Annotated in this window: 11 protein-coding genes; 5 read left to right on the top strand and 6 right to left on the bottom strand. The window is 42.0% G+C overall.

The features are described from left to right. Window positions 1-150: 150 nt before the first annotated feature. Window positions 151-1,260 carry a hypothetical protein gene (locus Q1V93_RS10430; RefSeq protein ID WP_300664442.1) on the top strand — a complete coding sequence of 370 codons (1,110 nt, stop codon included), beginning with the start codon at window positions 151-153 and terminating at the stop codon, window positions 1,258-1,260. Window positions 1,261-1,467: 207 nt separating this feature from the next. On the opposite strand, the gene creD is transcribed toward Q1V93_RS10430, so the two are convergent. From creD to Q1V93_RS10410, 4 genes are all read right to left on the bottom strand, one after another. Continuing rightward, the gene (creD, locus tag Q1V93_RS10425) at window positions 1,468-2,775 is read right to left on the bottom strand and encodes a cell envelope integrity protein CreD (protein ID WP_300664440.1); all 1,308 of its coding nucleotides are present in this window, start codon (window positions 2,773-2,775) and stop codon (window positions 1,468-1,470) included. A gap of 53 nt (window positions 2,776-2,828) precedes the next feature. Beyond that, the gene (locus Q1V93_RS10420; RefSeq protein ID WP_300664438.1) at window positions 2,829-3,128 is read right to left on the bottom strand and encodes a transcriptional regulator; all 300 of its coding nucleotides are present in this window, start codon (window positions 3,126-3,128) and stop codon (window positions 2,829-2,831) included. Continuing rightward, window positions 3,125-3,736: a hypothetical protein gene (locus tag Q1V93_RS10415; RefSeq protein ID WP_300664436.1), complete on the bottom strand. Its 612-nt coding sequence runs from the start codon at window positions 3,734-3,736 to the stop codon at window positions 3,125-3,127. Before Q1V93_RS10415 ends, Q1V93_RS10420 begins: the two co-directional genes overlap by 4 nt. 374 nt (window positions 3,737-4,110) lie before the next feature. Continuing rightward, window positions 4,111-4,317: a helix-turn-helix transcriptional regulator gene (locus tag Q1V93_RS10410; RefSeq protein WP_300664434.1), complete on the bottom strand. Its 207-nt coding sequence runs from the start codon at window positions 4,315-4,317 to the stop codon at window positions 4,111-4,113. A gap of 155 nt (window positions 4,318-4,472) precedes the next feature. Between Q1V93_RS10410 and Q1V93_RS10405 the strand changes: the two genes are divergently transcribed. After that, window positions 4,473-4,784 carry a hypothetical protein gene (locus Q1V93_RS10405; protein WP_300664432.1) on the top strand — a complete coding sequence of 104 codons (312 nt, stop codon included), beginning with the start codon at window positions 4,473-4,475 and terminating at the stop codon, window positions 4,782-4,784. A 132-nt stretch (window positions 4,785-4,916) separates the two neighbouring features. On the opposite strand, the gene yidD is transcribed toward Q1V93_RS10405, so the two are convergent. Continuing rightward, entirely contained in the window at window positions 4,917-5,174 is a 258-nt protein-coding gene (yidD, locus tag Q1V93_RS10400) for a membrane protein insertion efficiency factor YidD (protein ID WP_300664430.1), read from the bottom strand. Window positions 5,175-5,285: 111 nt separating this feature from the next. Here yidD and Q1V93_RS10395 point away from each other — a divergent pair, with 111 nt between their 5' ends. The 3 genes from Q1V93_RS10395 (at window position 5,286) to Q1V93_RS10385 (ending at window position 8,993) form a co-directional block, all read left to right on the top strand. Further along, window positions 5,286-6,392, top strand: coding sequence for a hypothetical protein (locus tag Q1V93_RS10395; RefSeq protein ID WP_300664429.1), 1,107 nt, complete (start codon window positions 5,286-5,288; stop codon window positions 6,390-6,392). A 21-nt stretch (window positions 6,393-6,413) separates the two neighbouring features. After that, window positions 6,414-7,877 carry a DNA recombination protein RmuC gene (rmuC, locus tag Q1V93_RS10390; RefSeq protein ID WP_300664427.1) on the top strand — a complete coding sequence of 488 codons (1,464 nt, stop codon included), beginning with the start codon at window positions 6,414-6,416 and terminating at the stop codon, window positions 7,875-7,877. 165 nt (window positions 7,878-8,042) lie between these two features. Beyond that, window positions 8,043-8,993: a transglycosylase SLT domain-containing protein gene (locus tag Q1V93_RS10385; protein ID WP_300664425.1), complete on the top strand. Its 951-nt coding sequence runs from the start codon at window positions 8,043-8,045 to the stop codon at window positions 8,991-8,993. 192 nt (window positions 8,994-9,185) lie between these two features. Here the strand turns inward: Q1V93_RS10385 and Q1V93_RS10380 are convergent, their stop codons facing one another. Continuing rightward, window positions 9,186-9,560 carry a methionine-R-sulfoxide reductase gene (locus tag Q1V93_RS10380; RefSeq protein ID WP_300664423.1) on the bottom strand — a complete coding sequence of 125 codons (375 nt, stop codon included), beginning with the start codon at window positions 9,558-9,560 and terminating at the stop codon, window positions 9,186-9,188. Window positions 9,561-9,667: the final 107 nt, after the last annotated feature.

Below are 9,667 nucleotides of genomic sequence, written 5' to 3'. Positions count from 1 at the left end.
CTTTTTTGTTGATAACCAGGTTGTTTTTTCAATTTAACAACTTCATGACCAGTACGGAAAATCGCAACAGGCTAAAACCGGAATGCGGAATTCCGTTTTCTAGTCCTATGCATACCTAGCAAATTTGTCGGGAAACTTAAAATTGAAACCATGAAAAAAGTATTGATAGTTTGTTTGGGACTTTGCGCCTTTCAAACAATGGCCCAGGTAGCCCAATTGCCGTCAATGGTGATTGCGGGAATTGAAGTCAGGAATATTTCTTCCAATGAAGACATTCTTCGTTCGGTAATCTATAAAAGTTTAGTGAATTCCAAAAAGTATGTTGTCAATGACCGCTATGACGTTGCTGAGAAATTGGGCGACAAGAAAATGGAATCCTGTTTGGGGAAAGAATGTTTGGGGCGCGTAGGTTCTCAATTGAATTCCGATTTCGCGATGAGTGCCAGCTACGAAGGTTTGGGCGACCGGATTCTGATTTCCATGAAAATTGTGAATGTGAAAACCGGAGAAATCGAACGGAACGAGATTGAGCAATTCGAGAATCAACCACGCGAGTTGAACCGGATGACGGATATCATGATCTACAAGTTGTTGAAAATGGATGTCGATTTTTCGATGTACAAAGCCTTGTTTTTCAAAGACGGACCAACTGCGAGCACCGGATTGGGAAAAATGAACAATTCAGGTCCGCGGATTGGTTTTGCAGTAGCGACCGGTGAAAACGGAGAGTTCTTTACCAGAAATGAGCGTGAAGGCGGTGTTGGAACGGTTCCTGTTTTATTCAACATCGGTTATCAGCTCGAAGTTCAGTATGCAGGAAGCGAAAAATTCAGCGGTTTGTTCGAATTCTTAGGAAACGTGGCCGGAATGGAGCACGGAACACCGATTCCTTCATTGGCGATCATGCACGGAGTTCGTTTCGGAAAAGGAGCCTGGGAAATTGCCATGGGACCATCTTTTACCATGAAGCGTTTGGTTTCCGGAACAACGGATTTCGACGGAAAGTTCAGAACTTTTCAGGAATTGTCTGATATGGGAACTTCGAATGCCGAACACATGGCCTATTTCAAACGACCGGATACGCGTGGAGCTACTTATTTCTCAACCAATTTCATTTTTGCTTTCGGGAAAACTTTCAGACCCGGAGCGCTGAATGTGCCGCTTAACTTCTACGCGAGTATGAACAAATACGGAACAACCTATGGCATTTCCTTAGGAATCAATATCACCCGATCCCGAAAATACACCTACACCAAATAAATAAGTAAATCAAAGAGAAAACCCCGGCATTTCGACTTCGTTCAATGACCGGGGATTTTTGTTTTATGTCAGATTTAGAGGTTGATTGAGGAAAATCCTCTTTGCGTTCTTTCAATAAAACATGACTTTGTTTTAACGCAAAGGTGCAATGAGCGCAAAGTTCTGAATGATCTTTACATGTCGTAAATTTCCTTCTTTGTTTATGAACTACATCTTCAATCGTCGGGTGAAACTCATGATTGCTGCGAGTACAATGAAAAGCCCGATACAACCTACAATCAAGGCGTATGTTTCGAGATTCACCAATACATACAGGAAGCAATACAACAGGGAGATTGCTACGAGAACTGTGAGTGCGAATTTGAGCGAACCCAAAACCGAATACGCATACCAGCAGAGCAAGGTGAGAATGGCCAGACTGGCAACCAGGTATGATTTTGCAAATCCGAATTGTTCGGAAAAGGACAGCAAAATGGCATAGAACAAGATCAAAGACAAACCGATCATCAGATAGTGAATCGGGTGGATGAGCATTTTACCGATCAATTCGATGAGGTAGAAAACCGTGAAGGTGAGCAGAATGACTAAAATCGCATATTTTACGGTGCGTTCGTTCAACTGATAATGATCCACATTTTCCAGGAAATCAACCGAAGCCTGGTTGACTGTTCCGTAATGTCCCGGCTCAAAGACTCCGTTTTTGGCATTTTGTGTCATGTTTATCATGTTCCAGGAACTGGTGAAACCATGGTTTGCCTTAAAAGAATCCGGATCGGGGAGAGAGCTTCCGGAAAAAGAAGGATTTTCCCAGTTGGATTTCATGTTGAAACGATTCTTTTTGGCGTGACCTTGCAGGATAATTTTCCCGGAACCGTTTACGGAATAATTCAGATCGACTTTGATTTGGGTGGTTGATTTGTCAATAGTGAATGGAGCTGTTGCGTAGAATAACTTCGCATTTCGCGGTGTAGAAAAGGTTTCTTCTTCAATGTCGAGTGCTTTTCCGTCGACCAGGATCTTTCCGATGTCTGAAATACGGGTTTCAGGATGTGCCAAAAGTCCGATTTGAACATGATTCAGGTCGAGATTCGGATTACTGAAAAGCGGCGTGAAAAGCGATTCGGAGGAAACTTTGCATTGAAAAACAGGAAAGTGATAAATGCCTCTTTTCTTGGTGTTCACCTGCACGTTTAAATCGTTGGTTTCCGTTTCCGGGAAGTAGAACAGATACCTGGTTTCTTTTCCTGTTTTTACCGGAACGCGCAGCACAATGCCGGAATATTTGAAGTTATTTCCCCATTCGGTTCGAATCTCCGTTTTGATTTCTTCTGCCCGGTTTTTCCGTTCCTGGATCAGAACCATGACCCGGATCAAAGGAGCTAGTAAGAGAATCGTAATGAACCCGATAAGCAGGAATCTTCCGAATGAAGAATTCAGAAATTTCATGAAATTGCTCGTTTCTTTTTTGTCTGCCTGTCCCGGACTTTCCGGAAGTGTTTCTCGTTGATTTTCCATTTTGATTAGTTTAAAAGAACTTTGAAATTCAAAGTAAATGAATAAAAAAATAGCTATTTACTGGTGTTGATTAATTGCTCAAGCGCGGCCAAATGCCTGGCAAATGTTTGTTTTCCGAGAAGCGATGCTTCGTACGTGGTATTGGGTTTCTTCCCGATGAATTGTTTTTTGATAATGATGTATTCCGATTGCTCCAGGGCTTTGATGTGCGACGCCAGGTTTCCGTCCGTCACTTCCAGTAATTCTTTCAGACGGTTAAAGTCCACCGAGTCGTTGACCATCAGAATAGACATGATTCCGAGTCTGATCCGGTGATCAAAGGTTTTATTGATATCTGAAATGATGCTTGTCATTGCTTTTTATAATCGTATTTCAGATACATGAACGTGCCGTAAACGATATGACAGACTCCGAAACCGAACATCCAAAAGTACAAACCATATCCCACAAACAATGCGTTGACTAATCCCAAAATAATAAAAATGAATCCGAGGTTTCTCAATGTTTCAAAGGAGTATCTGCTGGCATTTACCAGGCTGATTCCGTAAAAAAGAAGTGTAACCGGAGAAACAAGCCCGAACTCGCGTTTGCTTACGAGAATAATGGCAAACAAGCCGCCAGTGATCAACGGAACCATGAAACTCATTAAGAACAATTTGGAGATTTTGTTCCAGACCAATTCCTGTTTTTTCTTTGCTTTTCGAAGAGAGAGAACCACGCCGGTAACGAAGGAAAGAACCATGACCAGAACAGCGATGATCGTAACGGTGAGAAATTCCGACGAATTGAAACGAACAGGATAAATGAAATCTGCCCGCATCCCGTAAACAATCCCGGAACCGATCAAAGCATAGACTCCTGCAAGAATTCCTGAAAGCCCCGACAAAGACAAAAACTTCGATGATTTTTGCATCATGCTTTGAATCTCATGCAACTGTGCTAAATATTTTTCACTCTCCATAAAAGAACTTTGAAATTCAAAGTAAAATAAAATGAATGAATCACACAACTATTTTTTAGATTTTTTTTGAAATTTTTGATTGAGCCGATCTTTTCCGCGGCATATCTGAGAGTGCAGATTATGAATTTTCCGGATTGATTGAATAGCTGCGTAAATCCGCATGATCTGCGTGAAAAATAATATGTAGGCTGAATGTCTTTTCCCGCAGAGGTTCACAGAGGAGCGCCGAACATGTTGTGGAATCTGTTTTTCCTTTTCAGGAAAGAGTAGAATGAACTTTGGGTCCTTTGCACCTTTGCGTTAAAAATGAAGACATATTTTATTCAAACGCAAAGAAGCGGAGAGCGCAAAGATTTTTTAGGAAGAATTCCGATTTACTTCGTTGAAATCAACAATTCCCGGACGTCTACTTTCAATGCTTCTGCAATTTCAAAAAGCGTCTCAACTGTTGGTTGCATCTGATTTGTACACCATTTAGAAACAGTCGTACGATTCTTACCTAGTGTTTCTGCCAACCAATTATTTGTTTTTCCTTGCTCAGCTAAAACTGCTTTGATACGATTCTGTGCTTTTTTATTCATGATGCTTTAAAGATCAAATTTGAAGCAAAATAAGCATAATACAAGAATATTAATCTGTAATAAATTAAGTCTAAAACAGTTCATTTGAATAAAAAAATACATATTAATTTGCTTTTAAAGCAAATTAATTGTACTTTCAGATAAAATTTTAAATCATGGAAGCAACAAACAACCCGCAACAAGAATTGATCATGAAACTGATCGAACAGGATTTGATTTATTATCGTTTTCTGCGCCGCCTGGATTGGGTCGGTCTGACAGTATCGGACGCTTACACATTGATGCTCGAAGATTTGGTATACCAGCTGATGGGAATTGAACAGCATCCGGAAATGGAACGGATTTACGACGACTACATGCAGTTGGCACGCATGGTTGTTGACACAAACAGAAGCGGAAAAGATCCCAAAGTATTAGCAGAAGAAATTTACGAATACTTGTATGGTGTTCGGAAACAGGCAGGATAAAACAAGCGAAATGAACGAAACATTTGAAACGGAAAAGCCTTTGCGTGTTTTTCACTGTTGCGTTTCAATAAAACAATCAGAGGTGTAAATTTCTCACTTCTCACTTCTCACTTTTCAATTCTCCATTTTCAATTAGTCCTTCTTACAAGAACATTTCTTTTCCGGAACCGGATCATAACCATGTCCGCCCCAGGGATGGCAACGGCTGATTCTGCGTGTGCCTAGCCACAATCCCTTGATTGGTCCGTGAATCCGGAGTGCTTCGATCATGTACGCTGAACAAGTCGGGTCGTAGCGGCATGAATTCGGGAGAATAGGACTGATGATCCACTGATAGATTTTAACAGGGACAATCAGGATCGAAACAAAGAAAAGCCGGATGTACTTCATACTTATACGTTCTGCAAAGTTACGGAAGAAAGCCAAACGGATTGACCTCAGCGATGTGAAGTCGCACAAAATATGTTATTGCGGAATTTGAATTAATTTTACCCGACGGGTATGGAAGACATTCAAAAGAGACGAAATAAAAGCATCGCGTTTCGACTGGCAAATCATTATTTGAGTAAAAAAACGGCTGCTATCCGCCTGGAGGAAAAGCACGGCTATGTGTTGAATGCTGCTCAGAGAAGACAATTGAAGCAGTTGGAACTACGTGTTTACCTCATTGCGGGAATTATCGGGGCTTGTGCCGTGATGGTGGTTATTTTTCCGTTCCATTTTTCGCATTTGCTGGATGCACAGCATTTCAACGTCTTCGGTTACGAATTTGACGTGGAGCTGTATTATATGGCGTATGCCGTTTTGATGATCTTTCCGGAAATATGGCTGCTGAATGTTCTGAATCTACATGCCGTGCGCCGGATTTGTGAAATCTACCAGTTTCCGTCTTCCACGAATAAGGATTACAAAGAACAAGTGGCGTTGCTAACCGAAGCAGGTTTGGAAATGCCGGCAAAACACATGCAATTGCTGGAAATCAATCCGTATATCGGGCTGACGAAGTTTGCATATTATTCGCTTTTGATCGGAACGAAATTGCGGGCCACGCTTTCCAATGTGCTGATGAAATTCCTGGTAAGACGTTTCCTGGGGCGTTATGCCCTGAGAATTGTAACGGACCTGGTGGGAATTCCGATTTTTGCTTTCTGGAATGCCTGGGCAAGCCGTGGCGTGATGAAAGAAACCCGCATGCGGATCGTTTCGAATGCGGCGACCACCGATTTTCTGCATGATTTTTCGACCGAAGAATTGAAGCAGGTTGAAAACAAACTGACCTTGTTGGTTCATTTCGTGGCACAACAGAAACGGCAATACAATTTCGCGTTATATGCTTTCGTGAAAGGGTTGTTGGAAAAAGTTCCGGAATTGAACCTGAAACACACTTCGGAAGTGAAAATCGAAGAGTTGTTTGGGACGGATCAAACCGAAAATCTGTTGATTGCCCGTTTACTGATCTTCGGTTTGTTGGTCGACGGAACATTATCTGTCAAAGAGCGCCTGACGATTCGAAAAGTGGTGAAGGAAGAGTGGTTTCCGCTCAGCATGGAAGAAATGGATGCGATCCTGAAAGCGTATGTGGAAGGTGAAGGACTGAAGAAGTTTTAAAGAAACATAAAGGAAAAAAGTATGGGAATCGCATTGTTAATCGGAGGTTTAGTGATTGGGGCTGTCATTGCCTGGCTTTTCGCGAAACAACAAAGCACAGGAAAAATTGCAACGCTCGAAAACGAGTTGCACAATTCGGATATCAGGCTGGCCATGCATTCTGAAGACATCAAACAGCTCGACGGGGAATTAAAAAACACCCGGCAGGAACGAAACATATTTGAAAAACAGCACATTGAATCGGAAGTGAGATTGCAAGCAAAAGAACGCGAATTGGATGCCGCAAAAGAGAGTTTGAAATCCATCCAGGAACTGCTTTCAGAAAAAGTAAAAGTCTTTGATGAGGTGAATAATGAGTTGGCTACGACAAAAGCAAATTTCGCTTCCTTGACCGAAAAGCTGGAAACGCAGAAAAAAGAGATGGAAAAACTCAATGAAAAATTCAGCATGGAGTTTGAAAATATTGCCAACCGGATTCTGGATGAAAAAACAGAGAAATTTACGACCACGAATAAAAACAACCTGGAATCCATCTTAAAACCTTTGGGCGAAAACCTGGATAAATTCAAATCGAAAGTAGAAGAGGTTTACGACAAGGAATCGAAAGAACGCTTCTCTCTTGGTGAGAAAGTGAAAGAGCTGGCGGAACTGAATCAGGTGATCAGCGAAGAAGCGAAAAATCTGACCAAAGCACTGAAAGGCGAATCGAAAACCCAGGGAAGATGGGGCGAGATGATTTTGGAGAGCATTTTGGAAAAATCCGGATTGGTGAAAGACCGCGAATATTTCATGGAGCATCAGTTGCTGGGTGAAGAAGGAAAGTCGCTATTGTCCGAATCCGAAGGAAAGAAGATGCGCCCGGATGCCGTGATTAAATACCCGGATAACCGAAGTGTCATCATTGATTCAAAAGTGTCGCTAACGGCGTTTACGCGTTATTTGGACGTAACTGATCCGGAAGAACAAGCGGTTCAATTGGCCGCACATGTTGCTTCTGTCAAAACACATATTGCTGCATTGAGTGCAAAAGGTTACGATGATTACAACAAGGCGCTGGATTTCGTGATGATGTTTATTCCGAGTGAACCGGCTTATATCGCTGCGATGCAGGGAGATCCGGAACTCTGGAATTTCGCTTACGACAAACGGATTTTGTTGTTAAGTCCCACGAATTTAATTACCTCTTTGAAACTCATTGTGGATTTATGGAAACGGGAATATCAAAATCAAAATGCGATTGAAATTGCCGAACGAGGAGCAAAATTGTATGACAAATTTGTTGGTTTCGTAGACAATTTGAAAGGAGTCGGGGAGAACCTTTCGAAAGCCCAGGGGAAATACGACGAGGCTTTTAAACAGCTATCGACCGGGAATGATAATCTGGTGTTGCAAGCTGTGAAACTGAAGAAATTGGGCTTAAAACCGAAGAAAGAATTACCCAAAGATATCGAGAAGCAAGCTTCGGAAAACGAGATAGAGGAATAAGATCAAATGGATTGTGAAAATTCAATGTAACGTTTCACTCTTTCCGGCGTTATACGCGCTAACAAATCAAGGAAATGAAAACCGGATTGTTCATTAAATTGGAGTGTGTTGTTGTATTTTTCACACGCTTTTTTTAATTTGCAGCATCCAAAACCCACAACAACAATGAAACGCAAAACTCTCCTGACGCTTTTGGCGTCTATTCCTTTCCTATCGTTTTCGCAGAATTCTACCTGGGAACCGGAAATGATTTCCATTACCGAAGGTTCGGCAGAGCATGTTATTATGGGTTCGGCGGGAATTCAGGCAGCTCAGTGGGATCAGTTGCAGCATCCGAAATTCTGGCAGCAAATCATGATTCTTTCCCCGGATTCTGTGTTGGTGAATGTGGGTTCTACCAGACAGATCATTGCGAAAATGTCGAACAAAGACTGGCATGCGCAAACGGAAATTCAGAAAACCTTGTTTAAAGACAGCGTACGTACCTTGTTTGGACTGAATACCGATGAACGTATCAACGTGACCACCGGGAAGAATGATTTTTACCGCTTTGACCTCGTGTTTGAAAGTCTTCCGAAAGGAGTTTCTGCCTTTGAGCAGTTTGGAGTGGATCCGTGGTATGCGCAATCCATTTTATTGATCGAAAGCCCGGGAAGGATGCAAAAATCTTCCGTTGGAGCTTACGGACCATTTCAATTGATGCCTTCTGTGGCGCGTTCCATGGGATTAACGGTCAATCGTTCGGTAGATGAACGAAAAGACTTCATGCGTTCTGCCTATGCAGCTTCCCAGCTTTTGAAACGCATTTGTATTCCGTCTGCCCGCCACATTGCAGAAGGAGCAGGATTAACTGTTGACGAACAAGCTATTTGGTTCCGTTTATTGACGATGCATGTGTATCATGCCGGAGCATTGAATGTGAAAGCGGTTGTGAACGCAATCGGTCAGGTAGCTTCGGGAGAAGAACTGATCCAGAAAATGTGGGTAACCAGCGCAGCGAGCTTTGGAAATGCTTCTCAAAATTATTCCCAGCTGGCTCTGGCAGCTCACATTCAATTAAGTCAGATCATTCAACGCAAGGGAAGCCCGGTTTACAATTGCAGTACCGCTTACTAATTTATTTTATTGAGCAGTCTACAAAATATAACTGAGGATGCCTTTTATTCGTTCTAGAGAAGAATAAATCATATCAAAATGTTCAAAAAGGTTGAGAAGTTTAAATTGAATCGTTTAAACTTTTTGAACCTATTCAGTTTCTTTATCCGGAAAAAGTCAAAACACCAGAATTCTCATACAAGAGATATCGTATTAAGCCTTTTTGAAAAGAATACTCAAAGAGTTGACGCAATGACGCGTATCTTTCGGGGTAAAACGCTCGCCGGTGAATACATGACCCAAATGCCCTTCACAATTCGCACAAATGATTTCTACGCGTCTTCCGTCCGGATCGGGGATTCGTTTCACAGCACCTGCTATTTCATCGTCGAAGGAAGGCCAGCCGCATCCGGAATCGAATTTATCGGAGCTTTTGTATAAGGGGGCTTCGCAACGGCGACAAACAAATACGCCTTGTTCTTCCCATTTGTTGTATTGACCTGTGAAAGGGTGTTCTGTTCCTTTGCGGACGATGATTCGTTCTTCTTCAGGTGTGAGCGGATTCCAATCTTTTTGTTCTTTTTTCATGTTTTTCAATAATGCATGTACGAAAATAGGTATGATCGTTTTTTGTTGAATAGAAGTGTTTTGAAACCTTACGCTCTTCACCTCTACGCAATTAAATACAAGTCAAT

Origin of the sequence: Fluviicola sp., assembly GCF_030151805.1 — a bacterium.
In the GTDB taxonomy this organism is placed as follows: Bacteria; Bacteroidota; Bacteroidia; order Flavobacteriales_D; family Crocinitomicaceae; genus Fluviicola.
This window is presented reverse-complemented; position numbering and strand designations above follow the sequence as displayed.

What these genes read in the sequence shown, in the direction of transcription:
- yidD (WP_300664430.1), bottom strand. Translation starts at nt 5,174, where the DNA reads ATGAAGTACATCCGGCTTTTCTTTGTTTCGATCCTGATTGTCCCTGTT.
- Q1V93_RS10395 (WP_300664429.1), top strand. Translation starts at nt 5,286, where the DNA reads ATGGAAGACATTCAAAAGAGACGAAATAAAAGCATCGCGTTTCGACTG.
- Q1V93_RS10420 (WP_300664438.1), bottom strand. Translation starts at nt 3,128, where the DNA reads ATGACAAGCATCATTTCAGATATCAATAAAACCTTTGATCACCGGATC.
- Q1V93_RS10405 (WP_300664432.1), top strand. Translation starts at nt 4,473, where the DNA reads ATGGAAGCAACAAACAACCCGCAACAAGAATTGATCATGAAACTGATC.
- Q1V93_RS10415 (WP_300664436.1), bottom strand. Translation starts at nt 3,736, where the DNA reads ATGGAGAGTGAAAAATATTTAGCACAGTTGCATGAGATTCAAAGCATG.
- Q1V93_RS10380 (WP_300664423.1), bottom strand. Translation starts at nt 9,560, where the DNA reads ATGAAAAAAGAACAAAAAGATTGGAATCCGCTCACACCTGAAGAAGAA.
- Q1V93_RS10385 (WP_300664425.1), top strand. Translation starts at nt 8,043, where the DNA reads ATGAAACGCAAAACTCTCCTGACGCTTTTGGCGTCTATTCCTTTCCTA.
- creD (WP_300664440.1), bottom strand. Translation starts at nt 2,775, where the DNA reads ATGGAAAATCAACGAGAAACACTTCCGGAAAGTCCGGGACAGGCAGAC.
- Q1V93_RS10430 (WP_300664442.1), top strand. Translation starts at nt 151, where the DNA reads ATGAAAAAAGTATTGATAGTTTGTTTGGGACTTTGCGCCTTTCAAACA.
- rmuC (WP_300664427.1), top strand. Translation starts at nt 6,414, where the DNA reads ATGGGAATCGCATTGTTAATCGGAGGTTTAGTGATTGGGGCTGTCATT.
- Q1V93_RS10410 (WP_300664434.1), bottom strand. Translation starts at nt 4,317, where the DNA reads ATGAATAAAAAAGCACAGAATCGTATCAAAGCAGTTTTAGCTGAGCAA.